Raw genomic sequence first — 18,531 nt, forward strand, 5'->3', positions numbered from 1 at the left:
GCGCCGATGCGCGGCGCGGCCTTGCAACCGTACCGGTCTATCGGAGGATCCTTAACCGAACTTCGCGAAAACGCGCATCCCCGCACGGGGCGGCACCGGTCGCGGCCGGCGCGGCGCGGTCGAAGCCGGTCGTCGCGATGAGATCGGCCGGGCGTGCGGGACAGCTCGGCCCATCCGCGGCCGGTCACGCCGCGGCGATCTGCGGCGCGTCGCCGCCGGCGGCCTTCCAGTTCCGGATCAGAGCGAGGGTGTCGGCCAGCGGCACCGGGCAGCCATAGAGGTATCCCTGGCCGTAGGCGCAGCCCATCTCGGCGAGCGCCGCCGCCTCGGCCGGCGCCTCGATGCCCTCGGCCACCACGGGGATGCCGAGCTCGTCGGCGAGCACGAGGATCGTCTGGATGATCTTGCGGTTGCACGGGGTGGTCAGCATCGCCCGGACGAAGGCGCGGTCCACCTTCAGGGTCGTGATCGGCAGCTTCGACAGGTAGCTCAGCGACGAGTAGCCGGTGCCGAAATCGTCGATGGCGATGCCCATGCCCGCCTCGCGGCACACGCTGAGGGCCTCCGTGGCGCCCGCGGGATCGCGCATCACCGTGCTCTCGGTAATCTCCAGCTTCAGCGTCGCGGGGGCGATGCCGGTGGAGCGCAGCATCTCGGCGACCATCGCCGGGAAGCTCGCGCGGGCGAGGTCGTAACCGGTGACGTTGATCGAGAGGAACAGCGGCCCTTCGGCGGCGCCCGGGTTCTGCAGGGCCGCCATCATGATCTCCGGCATGATCCGGCCGACCTCGGAGACGACCCATTCGGTGATCTCGACGATCAGCCCGCTCGATTCGGCCACGGGGATGAACGTCATCGGCGGCACCAGGCCCTGCTCGGGGTGGCGCCAGCGGATCAGCGCCTCGAAGCCGGCCAGCGTTTCGGTGCCGAGCCGCACGATCGGCTGGAGGAACAGCTCGAACTCGTTGCGGTCGAGCGCCCGGCGCAGGGCGCGCTCCATCATCACCACGGAGATCGCGGCCTGGAAATCCGCCTTGAGCGCCGGCGAGGGCTCGACGGCGACGGGGCGCGCCGTCACGGCCGGGGCATGCGGCTTCAGCAGCGCGATCGCGTCGCGATAGCGGGCCATGACCACGCCGAGGCACAGGCGCAGGATCGGGTCCGCCTGCAGGAGGCGATTCTCGATCTGCGCCTCGGAGATCGGGACGAGGACGCAGTCCTCGATCGCCCGCGCCGAGGTGGGGCGCGGGCCCGAATCGAGGATTGCCATCTCGCCGAAGATCTCGCCGGGGCCGCGCTCGACGAGCGGTTGCTCGATGCCGTCGCGGCGCAGGAAGATCGCGGCCCGTCCGGCGACGATCAGGTAGGCCACGGTTCCGGGCTCGCCTTCCTCGAAGATCGCGCTGCCGGCGGGCAGCGTGATCGTAGCGTTGGGATCGTTCATCGTCCGGTCCATGTCCCACCGAAACTTCAGGTGGCCTGGAGCGAACTTTGCCCGACGGACATTAATCAACCTACAATTCGTTCGATCCCAAGCCGCGCAATACATACCGCCGCGAACGAATGCTGCGGCAGCGAAAAACGATCGATGACGTTGCGGCGTATACAACCACTGGATGGTCAGGCGAATACTATCTTCGATAGAAATCCGCATAGCTGGCCATCACCGGCGGGCTTCGGCGGCGCGATCACGCGACGAAGCGCCAGACGTGGCTCTGCTTGATCTCGGCATCCTCCAGCGCCCGCGTCACCGGCACGGCGTAGCTGGCGATCGCCTCGAGGCGCGCGCGCGGCAGGTAGCTGCGGCCGGGATCGCCGATGAGCACCGTGGTGCCGGCCGCGTGCAGGCGGCCGAGCCAGTCGCCGACCGCGCCGGCGAGGTCGCGCTCGTAGAAGATGTCGGCGGCGAGCACGAGGTCGACGTCGGGCACCGTGCCGATCAGGTCGGCGGAGGAGGTGGCGATGCGCCCGGAGACGCCGTTGGCGGCGGCGTTCAGCGGGATCGCCGCGATCGCGAAGGCATCGAGGTCGCTGGCGAGCACCGAGGCGGCGCCGGACCGCGCCGCCGCGATCGCCACGAGGCCGGAGCCGGAGGCGAAGTCGAGCACGCGCCGGCCGGCGGCGATGTCCGGGTTGTCGAGGAGGTAGCGGGCGAGGGCTTGGCCGCCGGCCCAGGCGAAGGCCCAGAACGGCGGCGGCAGGCCGATCTCGGCGAGCTCGTCCTCGGTCTTCTGCCACAGCTCCGTCGCCTCGTCGGCGACGTGGAGCACGATCTCCGGCGCATGCGCCACCGGCAGCAGGCGGGTGTTCGCGCGGATGAAGGCGGCGGCGTTCTCCGGCGTGATCATGGCCCGAGCAGCTCGCGATAGAGGCCGCACACGGCCTGCGCCACCGCGTGCTCCGAAAACCCGTCCTCGACGATGCGCCTGCGGGCCGCCGCGCCGAGGGCGGCCACGCGATCCGGATCGCCCGCGAGCCGGACCAGGGCGGCGGCCAGAGCCGGCGCGTCGCCGGGGGGGACGACGAGGCCCTCGATGCCGTCGCGCACCAGGGCGCGGCAGCCCGGCACGTCGGTGGTGAGCAGCGCCCGGCCGCAGGCGGCGGCCTCCAGCAGGGTGCGCGGCAGGCCCTCGCCGCCGCGGGAGGGCAGGCAGCCGACATGGGCGCCGGCGAAGGCCGCGGCCGCGTCCCGCGTCGGCCCGAGCCAGGCGACCCCGTCGCGGGACCAGTCGCGCAGCGTCGCCTCGGGGATCGCCCGGCGGTTCGAGGGATCGGGCGCGCCGTGCAGCGCAAGCTCGACCGCAGCGCCCTGCGCGCGGGCGAGCCGCACCGCCTCGACGGCGACGTCGATCCCCTTCGACCACAGCATCCGCGCCACGATCGCGACCCGGAGCGGCGGATGCGGCGGCAGCGGCAGCGGCACGAACGCGTCCGGGTCGACGCCGGCGCCGCCGACGATCGTCACCGCGGTGTCGGCCGGGTCGAGGCCGAGGGCGGCGGCGTCGTCCGGGTTCTCGAACAGGAAGCGGGTGCGCTTCGAGGCCAGCGGCCCGCGGATCAGGTGGCGCAGGGCGGTCCGCGAGAGGCGTCCGGCCGCGTCGGCGCGCGCGCCGATCAGCCCGAGGCCGGTGAGTGCGTAGACGCGCGCCGGGATGCCGGCCATCGCCGCCGACGTGCCGCCGACCAGGATCCCGCGCAGCGCGATGCAGTGGACGATGTCGGGCTTCCAGGCCTTCAGGATCGCGGCGAGCTGCCCCGCGGCGTAGCCGGCGGCCATCGGGTTGAGGCTGGAGCGCTCCGCCTCCAAAGCGATCACCCGGGCGCCCGTCGCCTCGACCACCGCGCGGTGGTCGCGCACCCGCGTCACCACGGCGACCGACAGGCCCATCGCCACCGCCGCCCGCGCCATCGGCAGGAAATGCGAGGCGAAGAACCAATCCTCGGTGACGACGAAGGCGAGGCGCCGCATCGGCGCGGCGGGGGTGGAAGGGGCGGCGTCCATCGCACGAGCCTCTAACACGGGCGCGCATCCATGTACGGCGGATACGCAGGCGCCGGAACACGGCCGCGCGGCGACCGGTTGAGGGCAGGCTTTCGCAAGCGAGGAGCAGCGCTCATGGCATCGGATCTCGTGTCCTCGGACGAGACCGCCGGCACCGTCGTCGACCCGCGCGACGCGGCCGCCGAAGCCGGGCTCGCCTACGTCGACGACACGATGCCGGGCCTGACCCGGAAGAAGACCGCCAAGGGCTTCCGCTTCGTCGACGCCAAGGGCGCGCCCGTCCGCGACAAGGCGCAGGTCCAGCGGATCAAGTCCCTCGCGATCCCGCCGGCCTACACCGACGTGTGGATCTGCCCGCGCAAGAACGGCCACATCCAGGCCACCGGGCGCGATGCCAAGGGGCGCAAGCAGTACCGCTACCATCCCGATTTCCGCGCGGCGCGGGACTCGACGAAGTTCAGCCACATCATGGCCTTCGCCGACGCGCTGCCGGGCATCCGCACGCGGATCGACGCGGACATGCGGCGCAGGGGCCTGTCGCGCGAGAAGGTGCTCGCCACCGTGGTGCACCTTCTCGAGACGACGCTGATCCGCGTCGGCAACGACGACTACGCCAAGGCCAACAAGAGCTACGGCCTGACGACGCTGCGCGACCCGCACGTGACGGTCGAGGGCGCGGCGATGACCTTCCGCTTCAAGGGCAAGAGCGGCAAGACCTGGAACCTGTCGGTGAAGGACCGGCGCGTGGCCAGGATCGTCAAGGCCTGCCAGGACCTGCCGGGCCAGGAGCTGTTCCAGTACATCGACGAGGCCGGCGAGCAGCGCGACGTGACCTCGTCGGACGTCAACGCGTACCTGCGCGAGATCTCGGGGCAGGACATCACGGCGAAGGACTTCCGCACCTGGGCCGGCACGGTGCTGGCGGCGCTGGCGCTTCGCGAGTTCGAGACCTTCGACGGCGAGGCCGGCGCCAAGAAGAACGTCCGCGCGGCGATCGAGAACGTGTCGGCCCGGCTCGGCAACACGCCGACCATCTGCCGCAAGTGCTACATCCACCCGCAGATCATCGACTGCTACCTCGAAGGCGCCCTGCTGCTCCAGGTGAAGGACGCGGTCGAGAGCGAGCTGGTCGAGGATCTCGGCCGCCTGCGCCCGGAGGAGGCGGCGGTGCTGAGCCTGCTGCAGACCCGGCTCGCCGGAGACGCGCCCTCGACCGGCACGGCGAAGGCCGCGCGCCGGACGGCTCGGGCCGGCAAGGCGGCGAAGGCGAACACGCCGCGCAAGCCCGCGGCGAAGGCCGCCAAGGGCGCGGAGGCCGCGCGCGCCTGAACGCGCGCCCGCCCGGGTCGCGGCGCGCTCAATGGCGCGCCGGACCCTCGCCCGTGCTGGCCCGCGCCGATTCGGCCCCGCGACGGCCCTGCTCGGTGTCGAGCACCGGCGCGAGGCCGAGCTGACGGGCGAGCGAGACCAGATCCTTCAACCGTCCGGTCTGGGTCTTGCGGCGCAGGTTCAGGCGGTGGGTCTCCACCGTGCGGACCGACAGCATCAGGCGGCGCGCGACCTCCTTGTTGCTGAAGCCGGCGCTGAGGAAGCGCAGGACTTCGGCCTCGCGCGGCGTCAGCCCGAGGCTGTCGGCCGGCTCCGCGGACGGGGCCGTGCCCGCCTCGACCTCGCTCCGGGCGATCAGCCGCGGGGCGCCCTCGGCCAGGGCCAGCACGGCGTTGCAGAGGTCCCGCGGCGTGGCGGAGCGGGCCACGAAGGCGTCCGCCCCGGCCTCCCGCAGCGCGTCGACGTCGGCCGCGTTCAGCGCCTGGAACGCCACCAGCGTCCGCAGCGCCGGCAAGCGCGCCTTGAGGTCCACGAGGTGGCTGAGCCCGACCTGCAGCCGGGTCTCGTCCAGGAAGATCAGCGCGACGGTGTTGGCCGGGTCGACCTGGTCGAGGTCGGCCTCGCCGATCGTATGGAGCGCCGGCATGTGCTCCAGCGTCGCGCGGAAGGCGGGATTCAGCTCCTGGGGCTCGTCGAACACCAGGACGTCTACGGCCGTACTCATACCGCGCACCCTTCTTTCCCGGCATGGCACAATTCGGCCGGGGTCGGAAGAAGTGTTTCAAGACTCGTTCCAGACGAATCCTGCGGTCTTTCGCAGTCGACTTGTGTCGAAATCAGATACGGCGCCGGGCTTATACTTAACGCGTGTCTCGCACAGGCACAGCGCGATCAACCTTAACGTCCCTCCGTCTCCGCGACGACCGAGCGACGCAGGGCGGCGGGTCCCCGTGCCGGCGAAGCGGACCGGGCTTCAGCCGGCGCGGGCGAGGACGAGGTCGTTCTCGGCCGAGACGACGCGGTCGCGCCCGGAGGTCTTGGCCTCGTAGAGGGCGATGTCGGCACGCTTGGTCAGCGCGGTGACGCTGTCGCCCTCGCACCAGGTGCTGACGCCGAAGCTGCACGTCATGCGCACGGGGCCGCGCGATCCGCGGATGCGGAGGTCCCTCACCTGCAGGCGGAGGCGCCCGGCGACGGCCTCGGCCTCCGCGAGGGAAAGTCCGGGCAGCACCACCGCGAACTCCTCGCCGCCGAGGCGCCCGACGATCCCCTGGGCGCCCAGGAGCTCGGCCACGGCCTTGATCGCGGCATCGCCGACATCGTGGCCGTGCTCGTCGTTGATGCGCTTGAAATGGTCGATGTCGGCGAGCACGGCCGAGAGCGCCCCGTGGTTGCCGGCGCGCTCGGTCGCCGCGCCGACCCGGGCGAAGAAGGCGCGGCGGTTGAGCAGGCCGGTGAGCGGGTCGGTCTCGGCGAGCCGGATCAGCTCGTTCTGCATCGTGGTCAGGCGCTCAGCCGCGCGAAGGCGCGCATGCAGCTCCTCGGCGCTCGGCGGCTTCTCGATGAAGTCGTCGGCGCCGCTGTCCAAGGCCTCGGCGAGGTTCCGCGCGTTGCGCGCCGACGACATCGTGACGACGTAGAGGGGGCGGCGCGCCTCGGCGAGGAGCCGGGCCGACCAGCACAGCTCCAATCCCGTCACCGGCCGGACCTCGAGGCTGGTGATCAGCACCCGGACGCTCGGGGTCTCCTCCAGGAAATCGCGGGCGGCGGCCGAGTCCGTGAAGGCGCTCACGACGTGCCCGCGCGGTTCCAGCAGCCCGGTGATGATCTTGAGGACGACGCGGCTCGAATCGACGATGACGATGTGCATGGCGCGCGATACCGATAGAAACGGGTTCTGATGCAACCAGGCCTTAAAAACCTTAAGATGCAGTCTCGGCTCGCGCACACGTGGATGATCGGCGACGGAATCGTACGAACGCCGGCCGGCGCCGACGCGGCGCGAAGGACGAGCGGGAACCCCGATTGCGGGTGCGGGAGGCGAGCGTGACCGCGACAGGAAGGTCGGAGGGGGCGGAGGCGGCGCCGTACCCGCGCACGCCGGACGGGCGCTACTTCGTCGTCGGGGAGCGGCTCTGGCGCTGCACCGACCCGCGCCTGCCGGAAGAGGCCCGGCAACGCCACGTCGACGCGCTGATGGATGCGCGCCGCGCCGTCGGGGCGGCCAAGCGCGCCGAACGGAAGGGCGATCCCCAGGCTCCGGCGCTGCTGCGGTCGGCGCGCGGCGCCGTGCAGGCCGCCAAGGAAGCCCTCGGCGAGCGCGGGCCGGTCTGGTGGACGGATGGAGCAGAGGACCAGGGCGGGCGCCATCCGCGCAACACGCCCTATGCCGCGTGGTACGCGGCGCTCACCGAGCCCGAACGCCGCTGACGCTCAGCGCCGCGGCACGGAGACCGTGACGACCGAGACGCCGTTCCCGGACTGGACCTGCCCGCCCGAGGTCCAGGCGCCATCGCGTCCGCGCGACAGGATGCGCGGCCCCTGCCCGCGGCGGGAGGCCGGGTGAAGGCCGGGGTTGATCACGGTCAGGCTCGGCGCCGCCACCGGTGCCTCGCGCAGGCCCGAGATCGTCGGGATGCCGTAGGTGCCGTAGCTCCAGGGGGCCGGGACGATGCGGTTCGGCGAGGGCACGCTGCTGAAGGGCGCACCGATATACGCACCGCGCACCGCCTCGTCGGCGAAGCCGTACCCGACCGGACCGCCATAGGCCGAGCCGTAGCCGTAGGGTGCGACGCGCACGGTCTCGGCGTGCGCGGCCCCGACGCCGAGCGACAGGGCGGCGGCGAGCGCGAACCGGGCGGCGATCCGCGAGCGGGACGGATGGTGACGGGTCATGGATCGCAACTCCGGTCGGGACGCTGACATGCGGGGCAAACCCCGGTCTCGCCGATCTCGTTCCGGTCGGCCCGCCCAAGCCACGGGCGAAGACTGCTTAAACCGCGCGGCGAACGCTGTTGCCCACAGAATTACGCGCGGCGCCGAAGTCGATCCCGCTCAACGGCAAGTGGTGATACGGCGAACGATCCAGCCTTCGCCCTCGACCCAGAGACGACGGCGGATCCGGCTGCAGGTGCCGCCGTCGTCCTCGCCCTCGGTGGCCGAGACCGGACGGACGGGGGGCGTCACCTCGGCGACCTTGGTCACGGTCGCGGTGGCGGGGGCCGCCGACGCCGTCGTGGGGGCGGCGAAGCCGAGGAGCGCGACGAGCGCGAGGACGGGAGCAACGGACGTCGTCGACATGGATCTGGGTCTCGCCTGGGCAGCTTGGCCGGCGCGTTGGCACCGGAGCGGAGACGCTTCGTGCGTGTCCGAACGGGTAATCCGCGACCCTTCGTTTCGGTTGCAACGCCTGCGCGGATCTCGCGACGAATGCTCCGATCCGGCACGGATGAAGCGCGGATCCCGAACCGCGCCGTGCGCCCTCAGTCCAGCTGCTGGATCAGCCCGTCGCGGATCGTGACCCGGCGGTCCATGCGGGCGGCGAGCTCCATGTTGTGGGTGGCGATGAGGGCGGCCAGGCCGGAAGCGCGCACCAGCGAGAGCAGGATCGAGAAGACGTGCCCCGCGGTCGAGGGGTCGAGGTTGCCGGTGGGCTCGTCGGCGAGCAGCAGGCGCGGGCCGTTCGCGACGGCGCGCGCGATCGCGACGCGCTGCTGCTCGCCGCCGGACAGCTCCGCCGGCCGGTGGACGAGGCGGTCCTTGAGGCCGAGGAAGCTCAAGAGCTCGGTGGCGCGCGCCTTCGCCTCGCCGCGCCCGAGCCCGCGGATGAGCTGGGGCATCACCACGTTCTCCAGCGCCGAGAACTCCGGCAGCAGGTGATGGAACTGGTAGACGAAGCCCATCTCCTCGCGGCGGAAGCGCGTGCGCTCGGCATCCTTCATCGCAGCGGTCGGCTGGCCGCCGACGTAGACCTCGCCGCCGTCCGGCCGCTCCAGCAAACCGGCGAGGTGCAGCAGGGTCGACTTGCCGGCGCCCGACGGCGCGACCAGCGCGACCAGCTCGCCCGGCCAGATCGCGAGGTCGGCCCCGCGCAGGATGTCGAGCGACCGGTCGCCCTGCGCATAGCGCCGCTCGACGCGGGAAAAGAACAGGGCCGGCACCGGCGGGATGCCGGCGCTCTCGGAGGTGCCGCTCATGGAAGTGCCGCTCAGCCGTAGCGCAGCGCCTGCACCGGATCGAGCCGGGCCGCGCGCCAGGAGGGATAGACCGTCGCGGCGAGCGCGAGCAGGAACGAGGTCAGCACCACGACGGTGATCTCGGTGGGGTTCATCTCGGCCGGGATCTCGGCGAGGAACCGCACCGTCGGGTCCCAGGCGCCGGGAAACAGCATGCGCTGGATCGGCTTGATGTTCAGCGTAATCAGGATGCCGAGCCCGAGGCCCGACAGGGTGCCGACGAGGCCGATCAGCGCGCCGTTGATCAGGAAGACGCGCATCACCGTGCCGGGGGTCGCGCCCATGGTGCGCAGGATGGCGATGTCGCTCGACTTGTCGCGCACCAGCAGGATCAGGCCGGAGACGATGTTCAAGGTCGCCACGACGACGATGAGGCTCAGGATCAGGAACATCACGTTGCGCTCGACCTCGAGCGCCCCGAAGAAGGTTCGGTTGCGCTGGCGCCAATCGGTGAGCAGCACCGGCCGCTCGGCCGCCAGCTCCAGCGGCTCGCGCATGGCGGCGACCGCATCGGGGTTGTCGATGTAGATCTCGATCAGGCTGACGTCGCCCTCGCGGTTGAAGAACGCCTGCGATTCCGCGAGCGGCATGAACACGAAGGTCGAGTCGAACTCGGTCATGCCGATCTCGAAGATCGCCTTGACCGTGTAGCTCTTGGTCCGCGGCGCGGTGCCGAAGGCCGTGGTCGCGCCCTTCGGCGTCGAGAGCGTGATGGTGTCGCCGGCCTGGATCGCCAGGCTGTCGGCGAGCCGGCGGCCGATCAGCACCCCCGAGCCGTCGTCGAAGCCCTCCAGCGTGCCGCCGCGGAGCGACTTGGCGATGCCGCCGATCGCCCCGAGGTCGTCGCCGCGCACGCCGCGGACCAGCACGCCGCTGCCGCCGTAGGGCGACGAGGCGAAGGCCTGGCCCTCGACCAGCGGGATCGCGGCCCGCACGCCCGCCACCTTCGACAGGCGCTCGGACAGGTCGGCGAAATCGGTGAAGGTCCGGTCGATCGGGGTGACGAAGATGTGGCCGTTGATGCCGACGATCTTCGACAGCAGCTCGGTCCGGAAGCCGTTCATCACCGAGAGCACGATGATCAGCGTCGCGACGCCGAGCGCGATGCCGAGCACCGAGAAGAACGCCACCACCGAGACGCCGCCGCCGCGGCGGCGCGCGCGCAGGTAGCGTCCGGCGATGATCCACTCGAAGGCCGCGAACGGCGCGGTCGCCCCGCGCAGCCATGCCGGCTTCCGCATGCTCGCCTCGGTGCCGGCTTCGACCGCCATCGAAGCCTCAGGCACGCCGGATGCGGGTGATCAGGTCCACCGGCGCCAGGGTCTCGCGCTCGCCGCCGGCGCGGCGCTTCAGCTCGACCTTGCCCTCGGCCAGGCTCTTGGGGCCGACCACCACCTGCCAGGGCAGGCCGATCAGGTCCGCGGTGGCGAACTTCGCGCCCGGCCGCTCGTCGCGATCGTCGTAGAGCACGCTGAGGCCGGCGGCCTCGAGCGTCCCCTGGATCTCGGCGCAGGCGGCGTCGGTCGCGGCGTCGCCGGTCTTCAGGTTGATCAGCGCGACGTCGAACGGCGCGACCGCATCCGGCCAGATGATGCCGGCCTCGTCGTGCGACGCCTCGATGATCGCGGCAACCAGGCGGCTCGGGCCGATGCCGTAGGAGCCCATGTGGACCGGGCGCTCGATCCCGTCCGGGCCGGCGACCTTGGCGCCCATCGGCTCGGAATACTTCGTGCCGAAGTAGAAGATGTGCCCGACCTCGATGCCGCGGGCCGACATGCGGTTCTCCTCCGGCACCTCGGCGAAGGCGTCGGCCTCGTGCATCTCGTCGGTGGCGGCGTAGTGCGAGGTCCAGGCGTCGACGAGGCCCTGCAGGCCGGCGACGTCCTCGAAATCCACGGTCGCGGGCGGGATCTCGAAGTCGAGATAGGCGCGGTCGCAGAACACCTCGCTCTCGCCGGTCTGGGCGAGGATGATGAACTCGTGGCTGAGGTCGCCGCCGATCGGCCCGGTATCGGCCCGCATCGGGATCGCCTTGAGGCCGAGGCCCGCGAAGGTGCGCAGGTAGGCCACGAACATCCGGTTGTAGGCGTGGCGGGCGCCGGCCTGGTCGAAGTCGAAGGAGTAGGCGTCCTTCATCAGGAACTCGCGCGAGCGCATCGTGCCGAAGCGCGGGCGCACCTCGTCGCGGAACTTCCAGGAGATCTGGTAGAGGTTCTTCGGCAGGTCCTTGTAGGAGCGCACGCTCGCCCGGAAGATCCCGGTCACGACCTCCTCGGCGGTGGGGCCGTACAGCATCTCGCGGTCGTGCCGGTCCTTGATGCGCAGCATCTCCTTGCCGTAGGCGTCGTAGCGGCCCGATTCCCGCCACGGCTCGGCGGACTGGATCGTCGGCAGCAGCAGCTCGACCGCCCCGGCCCGGTCCTGCTCGGTGCGGATCACGTCGCAGACCTTGTTCAGCACCCGCAGGCCGAGCGGCAGCCACGCGTAGATGCCGGCCGATTCCTGGCGCACGAGGCCGGCGCGCAGCATCAACCGGTGCGAGACGATCTCGGCTTCCTTGGGCGTCTCGCGCAAGGTCGGCAGGAAGTAGCGGGACAGACGCATGAGACTTCTTTGACGGATCCGGCGGTCGGTTCGGGTCTGGCGGCGCGCGCGGACGCCGATCCCGTTGCCGGGGGCACACAACACATTGCAACCGGAAAACACAAGCGGCTTGGGTCTTCGGGGCCGGCCGGAGCCCGTTTCGTCGCTTCGCCACCCGCCGACGGCCCCGGAGACGGTTCCCTGCAATTTCTCGGCGAAAAAACGCAGATTTGTCCCTTCGACCCGGTGACAGGACGAAATGTTGTTCCTATAAGCAGCCCGCGATGGTTGCGTAGCCCCTCAGAGGGAACGCAAAGGTCCGGGTCTCGGGAGGAAAATCGACCGCCACGCAGTCAATGCGTAGGACAACCAAAGGTCGAACCAGATTGACTGCTTGAAAAGCAAGGCCTCGGGCCTTGCTTTTTTGTTTCGTACGCCCGTGAACGCTCAGGCCGGCAGCGGCCCGGTGGCCGGCACGTCTCGAGCGGTGCGCAGGTTGGCCAGCCCGTAGCCCGCCACGCAGAGGTAGCACAGCACCGGCACCCCGAGGGCGGTCCCGAGCCCGGCATGGTCGGCGAGGGTTCCGGTGATCACCGGCACGATCGCTCCGCCGACGATCGCCACGCAAACGATCCCCGACCCCTGCGCCGTGCGATCGCCCAGGCCCTCGATCGCCATCGCGAAGATCGTCGGGAACAGGATCGCGTTGGCGAGGCCGACCGTGAGCAGCGTCCAGGCGGCGACCGACCCGTGGGACAGGGCCGACACCGTGACGAGGAGGCCGGCCGCGACGGCGCAGGCCGCGAGCGCCGCGCCGGCCCGGACATGGCGCAGCGCGAGGCTGCCGACGATGCGCCCGGCCAGCGCACCGCCCCAGTAGACGCTGAGCAGATGGCCGGCGGTGGCCGGATCCGCCCCGAGGACGTGCGGCTCCTCGAGGTAGCTGACCATCAGCGTGCCGATCGAGACTTCCGCCCCGACGTAGAGGAACAAGGCCAGGGCGCCGAGGGCGAGGCGCGGCCGGGCGAGCAGATCGAGGCCGAAGCCCGCGACCGCCGCCGTCGGCGTCTCCCGGACGCTGCCGCGAAGCGACCAGAACAGGATCGCCAGCGCGAAGAGGCCGGCCGCGATGGCGAGGAACGGCCCCTGCAGCACCGCCGCCTCGGCCTGCCGCGCGGCGGCGAGCATGGCGGGCGAGGCGGTCGCCGCATCGGCCGGCGCCGGAGCGTCGCGGCCGAGGATCGCCCAGGCGCCGACCGCCGGGCCGACGGTGGTGCCGAGCGCGTTGAAGGTCTGCGCCAGCGTCAGCCGGCTCGACGCCCGCTCGGGCGCACCGAGCCGCGCGACCAGCGGGTTCGCCGCGACCTGCAGCACCGCGATGCCGGACGCCATCACGAACAGGGCGAGGAGGAACAGCGGGAACACGCCGGCCCGCGCGGCGGGCGCGAACAGCACGCAGCCGGCCGTCATCACCAGGAGCCCGAGCACCAGCCCGCGCATGTAGCCGATGCGGGAGACGAGGAGGCCGGCCGGCAGGGAGACCACTGCGTAGGCGATGAAGAACGCGAACTGCGTCAGCGTCGCCTCGGCGTAGCTCAGCGCGAACAGGCTCTTGAGCTTCGGGGTGACGATGTCGACGAGAACGGTGGCGAGCCCCCAGGTGAAGAACAGCGCCAGGACGATCGGCAGGAGCCGCCGTGCCGCCGCACCGGCGGCGGCCTCGCCCTCCGGCATTGCGCCCGGCGCCAGCATGCGATCCTCCGTCGTCCTGGGATGACGGGCGGTCGAGCGCCGCGCCACGGCGAAGCTTTCACCAGGCGTCGACGGGCTGTCAACGCGACATCCGGGAGCGGAAGGCGCCTAGAGGCCCGTCAGGGGGAACGCGGCGAGCGCGACCAGGAAGGCCGCGCCGGCGGCGAGCGTCGTCCAGATCGCCTTCTCGCGGAGCCGCGGCGCGGCCGGCGCGCCGGGATCCTGGCCCGGCACCACGCGGGCCGGGTCGGTCTCGGCCTGGTTGCGGATCGGCAGGATCGCGAAGAGCAGCGTCCACCACACCACGAAGTACAACGCGCTCGCGCCGAACACCGTGAGACGGAACTGCAGAACCGCCACCGCGACGAAGGCGGCCACCAGAACCAGCACGACGCCGAGCGTCCGCGGCGTCGTGCGCGCCACGGCCTTCAGGATCGCGTTCACCCGGATCAGACCTGCTCCAGCTCGGTCAGCGTCCCGAGGAAGTCCTTCGGGTGCAGGAACAGCACCGGCTTGCCGTGCGCGCCGATGCGGGGCTCGCCGGTGCCGAGCACGCGGGCGCCCTCGGCCTTGAGCCGGTCGCGGGCGGCGATGATGTCGTCGACCTCGTAGCAAACGTGGTGGACGCCGCCGCCCGGGTTGCGCTCGACGAAGCTGGCGATCGGCGAATCCGCGCCGAGCGGCGCCATCAGCTCGATCTTGCTGTTGGGCAATTCGACGAACACGACGGTGACGCCGTGCTCGGGCTGCGGCAGCGGCGCGGTCAGCGTCGCGCCCAGCGTCTCGCGGTAGACCTTGCAGGCGGCGTCGAGATCGCGCACCGCGATGGCGACGTGGTTGAGCCGGCCGATCATTGGTTTCTCCCTAACTGTCTTCCGCGAGAGGACGCTGCGCCCCATTCGAGGTCTCCACCGACCTAACGATCCGGAGCCCCCTGGCAACCCGAACCCGTCGTTTACGGGCTCCGTCGGCGAGCCCGGAACCCAGAGCCGCCGCGGCGTGCCGGTCACGACGCCGCCGGCGGTTCTGGATCCCGGGCTCCGCTTCGCGGCCCCGGGATGACGGGGTTGGAGCAGATACGCGCCGGTCCGAGCCGAGACTCGAGAGCCGGATCGCCGCTGCGAATGCGGGTCGAATGCGCGGAGCGACGTTTTCGCAGGCGCCCTCCCCCCGCAACGGGGGGAGGGTAAAGATCAGACTTCGACCACCTGCACGTGGCAGGCGGGCTTCTTGCCCCAGACCTCGTTGACGGCCGAGCGCACGGCGCGGTCGACCGCCTTCTCGACGGCCTCCGAGTCGCGGCGCTTGCCCTTCGACATGCCCGACAGGGTGCGCGACACCGAATCGACCACGGTGTCGATCAACGGCGCGCCGCCGCGGCCGCGGTTGGGCAGGCCGATGATGTCGACCGCCGGCTCGCCCAACACCTCGCCGCTCTCGTCGATGGCGATCGCCACCGAGACGAGGCCGGCCTGGGCGAGCTTGCGCCGCTCGGGGATCGCGCGGTCCTTCCCGTCGATCAGGACGTTGCCGTCCTTGAACAGGCGGCCCGACTTCACGTGGTCGATGATCTCCGGCTTGCCCGGGCTCAGGCGGATCAGGGTGCCGTTGCGGGCCTTGACCACGTTGTCGACGCCGTGGGCGCGGGCGAAGCGCGCATGCTCGTCGAGGTGAAGCGCCTCGCCGTGGACGGGAATCGCCGTCTGCGGGTGCGTCCAGGCGTACATCTCGGCCATCTCGTCGCGGCGCGGGTGGCCGGAGACGTGGACCAGCTCGGTCCGGTCGGTGATGACCTCGACGCCCTGCTCGATCAGGTCGTTGATGATCGCGCCGACGTCGCGCTCGTTGCCGGGGATGGCGCGCGAGGAGAAGATCACCTGGTCGCCGGCGGCGAGCGCGATGTCCGGATGGTCCTTGCGGGAGACGCGGGCGAGCGCCGCCCGGGGCTCGCCCTGCGAGCCGGTGAGCAGCGCCACGACCTTGTCGCGCGGCAGGTCGCGCCACGAATCGGCGCGGCGGAACTCCTGCAGCCCGTCGAGGAAGCCGCATTCGCGGGCGACGTCGATGACCCGGTCCATGGCGCGGCCGACCGCGACCACCTCGCGCCCGCAGGCCTTGGCGGCTTCGGCCACCGCGCGGATGCGGGCGACGTTCGAGGCGAAGGTCGTCACCGCCACGCGCTGGGGCGCGGCCGCGATCAGCTTGGCCAGGGTCGAGGCGACCTCGGCCTCGCTCGGCGAGAAGCCCTCGCGGACGACGTTGGTCGAATCGCAGACCAGCGCCAGGATGCCCTCGTCGCCCATGGCGCGGAAGGCCTCGGCCGAGGTCACGTCGCCGAGGATCGGCGTCGGGTCGATCTTCCAGTCGCCGGTGTGCAGCACGAGGCCGGCCGAGGTGCGGATCGCCACCGCATTCGATTCTGGGATCGAGTGCGAGACCGGCACGTAGTCGATCTCGAACGGCCCGAGCGTCACGCGCCGGCCCGGCTTGATCTCGCGCAGGTCGACCTTCGGCGCGCCCGGCTCCGACAGGCGCCGGGTCTCGAGCAGGCTCTTGGCGAAGCGGGTCGCGTAGACCGGCACCTTGAGGCGCGGCCACAGCTCGCTGATCGCGCCGATATGGTCCTCGTGCGCGTGGGTGATGAAGATCCCGAGAAGGTCCTTCTTGCGCTCCTCGATGTAGGAGAGGTCCGGGAACATGAGATCGACGCCGGGCATCGCCTCCTCGCTCGCGAACCCCATCCCGCAATCGACCATGATCCACTTGCGGCCCTTCTCCGGCCCGAAGCCGTAGAGCGCCGCGTTCATCCCGATCTCGCCCACGCCGCCGAGCGGCAGGAAGACAAGCTCGTCCTGTCCCGTTGTCATAAATCCAGAATCCATCTCATGCCGCCGTCGCGGCCGTCCCAAAATGCACCTCGCCCGCCGTCACGGTCCGCCGCGTTCCATCGGGGGCGAGGATCACGAGCCGCCCCCCCTCGTCGATGTCTTCGAAATCGCCGACCAGGGTCTCCGTCCCGCTGCGGACCGCGATGCGCGATCCGAGGCCGGAGGCCCGTGCGAGCCAACGCTCGCGAATCTCAGGAAATCCCCGTCCGCGATCCCAGATACGGGCCGCCACGGCAAGCTTATTCGTCAGATCCGCCAACACCATGCCGGCATCAAGTGGGTATCCGAGCCCCGCCAAAGAGGTGGCGGAGGCCGAAAACGCCTCCGGGACGTCTGCGACATTGACGCCGAACCCGATCGCCACCGCCCGCCGGCCGCCCCGCAGCGTCTCCGCCTCGAGCAGGATGCCGGCGAGCTTGGCCCCGCCCGCGAGCACGTCGTTCGGCCATTTGAGGCCGAACGTCCCGGCCGAGTCGGGGCCGCAGGCCGCGTCCAGGGCCTCGACCAGCGCGATGCCGGCGACGAAGCCGAGGCCGGCGACCCGCTCCGGCTCGACACCGGCCACCGGCCAGAGCACGCTCGCGGTCAGGTTCCCCGGGACCGAGGCCCAGACGTTGCCGCGCCGGCCGCGGCCGGCCTCCTGGGCACGCGCCGCGATCCAGAGCGGCCCGGTCGCGCCGGCGCGGGCCTGGTCGAGCGCCTCGGTGTTGGTCGAGCCGAGGCGGTCGTGGACGTGAAGGCGGTGCCCGGCCGCCCGCGCACCCTCGCCGAGACGGAAGTCCAAGGCCTAGAACAGCGACTTGGCTGCCGCGCCCGCCGCCCCGACGAGCGGTGCCGGCAGCAGCCAGAACAGGATCACGACGACGCTCGACAGGGCGAGAACGATGCGCAGGCCCGGCGCCATCGCCTCGTAGGGCGCCTTGGCCTCGTCGAAGTACATGATCTTGACCACGCGGATGTAGTAGTACGCCCCGACCACGCTGGTGACCACGCCGATGACGGCCAGCGCCACGAGGTTGGCCTGGATCGCGGCGGCGAAGACGTAGAATTTGCCGAAGAACCCCGCGAGCGGCGGGATGCCGGCCAGCGAGAACATCATCATCGCGAGGCAGAACGCGATCCACGGATGGGTGCGCGACAGGCCCGACAGGTCCTCGATCGTCTCGAACATCTCGTTCCGGCGGCGGAGCGAGAGGATGATCGCGAAGGCGCCGAGCGTCATCGCGAGGTAGATGATCATGTAGACCACCACGCCGCGGATGCCCTCCTCGGTGCCGGCGGCCAGCCCGATCAGCGCGTAGCCGACGTTGCCGATCGACGAGTAGGCCATCAGGCGCTTGAGGCTGCGCTGGCCGATCGCCGCGAACGAGCCCAGCGTCATCGAGGCGATGGCGATGAACACGATGATCTGCTGCCAGATCGCGGTCACGTCGGGGAAGGCGCCGATGAAGACGCGGACCGTCATCGCCATCGCCGCCATCTTCGGGGCGGAGGCGAAGAACGCCGTCACCGGGGTCGGCGAGCCCTCGTAGACGTCGGGCGTCCACATGTGGAACGGCACCGCCGCCAGCTTGAACGAGACGCCGGCCGCGACGAACACGATGCCGAGCACGATGCCGAAGCCGGCATCCTCGTGCAGCGCCGAGACGATGCCCGGGAACGACACCGTGCCGGTGAAGCCGTAGACCAGCGAGGCGCCGTAGAGCAGCATGCCCGAGGAGAGCGCGCCGAGGACGAAGTACTTGAGGCCGGCCTCGGTGGATTTCAGGTCGTCGCGGTGGAACGCGGCGATGACGTAGGCGGCGAGCGACTGCAGCTCGAGCCCGAGATAGAGCGCGATCAGGTCGTTGGCCGAGACCATGATCAGCATGCCGATCGTGCACAGCACGATCAGGATCGGGAACTCGAACCGGTCGATGCGCTCGCGCTGGAAGTAGTCGCGCGAGAGCAGGATCGTCGCGGCCGAGCCCAGCAGCACCAGGGCCTTCATCACCTTCGAGAAGCCGTCCTGGATGAAGCTGCCGGACAGCGTGGTCACCTTGGTACCGGCCGGCTGCGACATCACCACGAAGAGGGCCACCAAGAGCAGCGCGAGGGCGCCGACGTTGACGGTCTCGACGGAGCGCTCGCCGCGGAAGGCGCCGTAGAGGATCAGCACCATCACGCCGATGCCGAGGATCAGCTCGGGCAGCAGCGGGGTGAGCGAGGGCAGGACGGTCTGCACGGTCTGGACGGTCGGCAT

The 18,531-nt window shown here is 71.1% G+C and carries 18 protein-coding genes; 2 read left to right on the forward strand and 16 right to left on the reverse strand.

The window, feature by feature from the left end; translation table 11 throughout:
• Positions 1–184: 184 nt before the first annotated feature.
• The 3 genes from ACFZ8E_RS23185 to ACFZ8E_RS23195 all read right to left on the reverse strand — a co-directional run bounded on the left by ACFZ8E_RS23185 (position 185) and on the right by ACFZ8E_RS23195 (position 3,502).
• Entirely contained in the window at positions 185–1,444 is a 1,260-nt protein-coding gene (locus ACFZ8E_RS23185) for an EAL domain-containing protein (protein ID WP_405043911.1), read from the reverse strand.
• Between the two features lie 244 nt (positions 1,445–1,688).
• Positions 1,689–2,348 carry a class I SAM-dependent methyltransferase gene (locus ACFZ8E_RS23190; RefSeq protein WP_405043912.1) on the reverse strand — a complete coding sequence of 220 codons (660 nt, stop codon included), beginning with the start codon at positions 2,346–2,348 and terminating at the stop codon, positions 1,689–1,691.
• Entirely contained in the window at positions 2,345–3,502 is a 1,158-nt protein-coding gene (locus ACFZ8E_RS23195) for a glycosyltransferase (RefSeq protein ID WP_405043913.1), read from the reverse strand. Before ACFZ8E_RS23195 ends, ACFZ8E_RS23190 begins: the two co-directional genes overlap by 4 nt.
• A gap of 114 nt (positions 3,503–3,616) precedes the next feature.
• Here ACFZ8E_RS23195 and ACFZ8E_RS23200 point away from each other — a divergent pair, with 114 nt between their 5' ends.
• Positions 3,617–4,831 (forward strand): DNA topoisomerase IB, encoded by a 1,215-nt coding sequence (locus ACFZ8E_RS23200; protein ID WP_243934111.1) that lies wholly within the window; start codon positions 3,617–3,619, stop codon positions 4,829–4,831.
• Positions 4,832–4,859: 28 nt separating this feature from the next.
• Here the strand turns inward: ACFZ8E_RS23200 and ACFZ8E_RS23205 are convergent, their stop codons facing one another.
• The gene (locus ACFZ8E_RS23205) at positions 4,860–5,555 is read right to left on the reverse strand and encodes a response regulator transcription factor (RefSeq protein ID WP_147727879.1); all 696 of its coding nucleotides are present in this window, start codon (positions 5,553–5,555) and stop codon (positions 4,860–4,862) included.
• Positions 5,556–5,804: 249 nt separating this feature from the next.
• Complete coding sequence (locus ACFZ8E_RS23210; RefSeq protein ID WP_147727878.1) at positions 5,805–6,701, reverse strand: diguanylate cyclase; 897 nt, start codon at positions 6,699–6,701, stop codon at positions 5,805–5,807.
• 176 nt (positions 6,702–6,877) lie between these two features.
• Between ACFZ8E_RS23210 and ACFZ8E_RS23215 the strand changes: the two genes are divergently transcribed.
• Positions 6,878–7,261, forward strand: coding sequence for a hypothetical protein (locus ACFZ8E_RS23215; protein WP_243950761.1), 384 nt, complete (start codon positions 6,878–6,880; stop codon positions 7,259–7,261).
• 3 nt (positions 7,262–7,264) lie between these two features.
• Here the strand turns inward: ACFZ8E_RS23215 and ACFZ8E_RS23220 are convergent, their stop codons facing one another.
• The 11 genes from ACFZ8E_RS23220 to nuoN all read right to left on the reverse strand — a co-directional run bounded on the left by ACFZ8E_RS23220 (position 7,265) and on the right by nuoN (position 18,531).
• Positions 7,265–7,726 carry a hypothetical protein gene (locus ACFZ8E_RS23220; protein WP_147843825.1) on the reverse strand — a complete coding sequence of 154 codons (462 nt, stop codon included), beginning with the start codon at positions 7,724–7,726 and terminating at the stop codon, positions 7,265–7,267.
• A 159-nt stretch (positions 7,727–7,885) separates the two neighbouring features.
• A complete protein-coding gene (locus tag ACFZ8E_RS23225) occupies positions 7,886–8,131 on the reverse strand; it encodes a hypothetical protein (protein ID WP_147727875.1) in 246 nt (81 codons plus the stop codon).
• Between the two features lie 182 nt (positions 8,132–8,313).
• Positions 8,314–9,027 (reverse strand): ABC transporter ATP-binding protein, encoded by a 714-nt coding sequence (locus ACFZ8E_RS23230; protein WP_147727874.1) that lies wholly within the window; start codon positions 9,025–9,027, stop codon positions 8,314–8,316.
• A gap of 11 nt (positions 9,028–9,038) precedes the next feature.
• Entirely contained in the window at positions 9,039–10,337 is a 1,299-nt protein-coding gene (locus ACFZ8E_RS23235) for a lipoprotein-releasing ABC transporter permease subunit (protein ID WP_243950763.1), read from the reverse strand.
• A gap of 7 nt (positions 10,338–10,344) precedes the next feature.
• On the reverse strand, positions 10,345–11,670 hold the full coding sequence (proS, locus tag ACFZ8E_RS23240; RefSeq protein ID WP_147843822.1) for a proline--tRNA ligase: 1,326 nt from the start codon (positions 11,668–11,670) through the stop codon (positions 10,345–10,347).
• A gap of 426 nt (positions 11,671–12,096) precedes the next feature.
• Complete coding sequence (locus ACFZ8E_RS23245) at positions 12,097–13,401, reverse strand: sugar MFS transporter (protein ID WP_405043915.1); 1,305 nt, start codon at positions 13,399–13,401, stop codon at positions 12,097–12,099.
• A gap of 108 nt (positions 13,402–13,509) precedes the next feature.
• Positions 13,510–13,854, reverse strand: coding sequence for a DUF1467 family protein (locus ACFZ8E_RS23250; protein ID WP_405044441.1), 345 nt, complete (start codon positions 13,852–13,854; stop codon positions 13,510–13,512).
• On the reverse strand, positions 13,851–14,255 hold the full coding sequence (gene mce, locus ACFZ8E_RS23255) for a methylmalonyl-CoA epimerase (RefSeq protein ID WP_147726100.1): 405 nt from the start codon (positions 14,253–14,255) through the stop codon (positions 13,851–13,853). Before mce ends, ACFZ8E_RS23250 begins: the two co-directional genes overlap by 4 nt.
• Before the next feature lie 339 nt (positions 14,256–14,594).
• The gene (locus tag ACFZ8E_RS23260) at positions 14,595–16,268 is read right to left on the reverse strand and encodes a ribonuclease J (protein WP_405043916.1); all 1,674 of its coding nucleotides are present in this window, start codon (positions 16,266–16,268) and stop codon (positions 14,595–14,597) included.
• Positions 16,269–16,284: 16 nt separating this feature from the next.
• Positions 16,285–17,073, reverse strand: a complete 789-nt coding sequence (locus ACFZ8E_RS23265) for a biotin--[acetyl-CoA-carboxylase] ligase (RefSeq protein WP_405043917.1) — start codon at positions 17,071–17,073, stop codon at positions 16,285–16,287.
• 3 nt (positions 17,074–17,076) lie between these two features.
• The gene (nuoN, locus tag ACFZ8E_RS23270; protein WP_243950771.1) at positions 17,077–18,531 is read right to left on the reverse strand and encodes an NADH-quinone oxidoreductase subunit NuoN; all 1,455 of its coding nucleotides are present in this window, start codon (positions 18,529–18,531) and stop codon (positions 17,077–17,079) included.

This window comes from Methylobacterium sp. HMF5984, assembly GCF_045033435.1.
GTDB lineage: Bacteria > Pseudomonadota > Alphaproteobacteria > Rhizobiales > Beijerinckiaceae > Methylobacterium.

What these genes read in the sequence shown, in the direction of transcription:
- ACFZ8E_RS23185 (WP_405043911.1), bottom strand. Translation starts at nt 1,444, where the DNA reads ATGAACGATCCCAACGCTACGATCACGCTGCCCGCCGGCAGCGCGATC.
- ACFZ8E_RS23190 (WP_405043912.1), bottom strand. Translation starts at nt 2,348, where the DNA reads ATGATCACGCCGGAGAACGCCGCCGCCTTCATCCGCGCGAACACCCGC.
- ACFZ8E_RS23195 (WP_405043913.1), bottom strand. Translation starts at nt 3,502, where the DNA reads ATGGACGCCGCCCCTTCCACCCCCGCCGCGCCGATGCGGCGCCTCGCC.
- ACFZ8E_RS23200 (WP_243934111.1), top strand. Translation starts at nt 3,617, where the DNA reads ATGGCATCGGATCTCGTGTCCTCGGACGAGACCGCCGGCACCGTCGTC.
- ACFZ8E_RS23205 (WP_147727879.1), bottom strand. Translation starts at nt 5,555, where the DNA reads ATGAGTACGGCCGTAGACGTCCTGGTGTTCGACGAGCCCCAGGAGCTG.
- ACFZ8E_RS23210 (WP_147727878.1), bottom strand. Translation starts at nt 6,701, where the DNA reads ATGCACATCGTCATCGTCGATTCGAGCCGCGTCGTCCTCAAGATCATC.
- ACFZ8E_RS23220 (WP_147843825.1), bottom strand. Translation starts at nt 7,726, where the DNA reads ATGACCCGTCACCATCCGTCCCGCTCGCGGATCGCCGCCCGGTTCGCG.
- ACFZ8E_RS23225 (WP_147727875.1), bottom strand. Translation starts at nt 8,131, where the DNA reads ATGTCGACGACGTCCGTTGCTCCCGTCCTCGCGCTCGTCGCGCTCCTC.
- ACFZ8E_RS23230 (WP_147727874.1), bottom strand. Translation starts at nt 9,027, where the DNA reads ATGAGCGGCACCTCCGAGAGCGCCGGCATCCCGCCGGTGCCGGCCCTG.
- ACFZ8E_RS23235 (WP_243950763.1), bottom strand. Translation starts at nt 10,337, where the DNA reads ATGGCGGTCGAAGCCGGCACCGAGGCGAGCATGCGGAAGCCGGCATGG.
- proS (WP_147843822.1), bottom strand. Translation starts at nt 11,670, where the DNA reads ATGCGTCTGTCCCGCTACTTCCTGCCGACCTTGCGCGAGACGCCCAAG.
- ACFZ8E_RS23245 (WP_405043915.1), bottom strand. Translation starts at nt 13,401, where the DNA reads ATGCTGGCGCCGGGCGCAATGCCGGAGGGCGAGGCCGCCGCCGGTGCG.
- mce (WP_147726100.1), bottom strand. Translation starts at nt 14,255, where the DNA reads ATGATCGGCCGGCTCAACCACGTCGCCATCGCGGTGCGCGATCTCGAC.
- ACFZ8E_RS23260 (WP_405043916.1), bottom strand. Translation starts at nt 16,268, where the DNA reads ATGACAACGGGACAGGACGAGCTTGTCTTCCTGCCGCTCGGCGGCGTG.
- nuoN (WP_243950771.1), bottom strand. Translation starts at nt 18,531, where the DNA reads ATGCCGACCGTCCAGACCGTGCAGACCGTCCTGCCCTCGCTCACCCCG.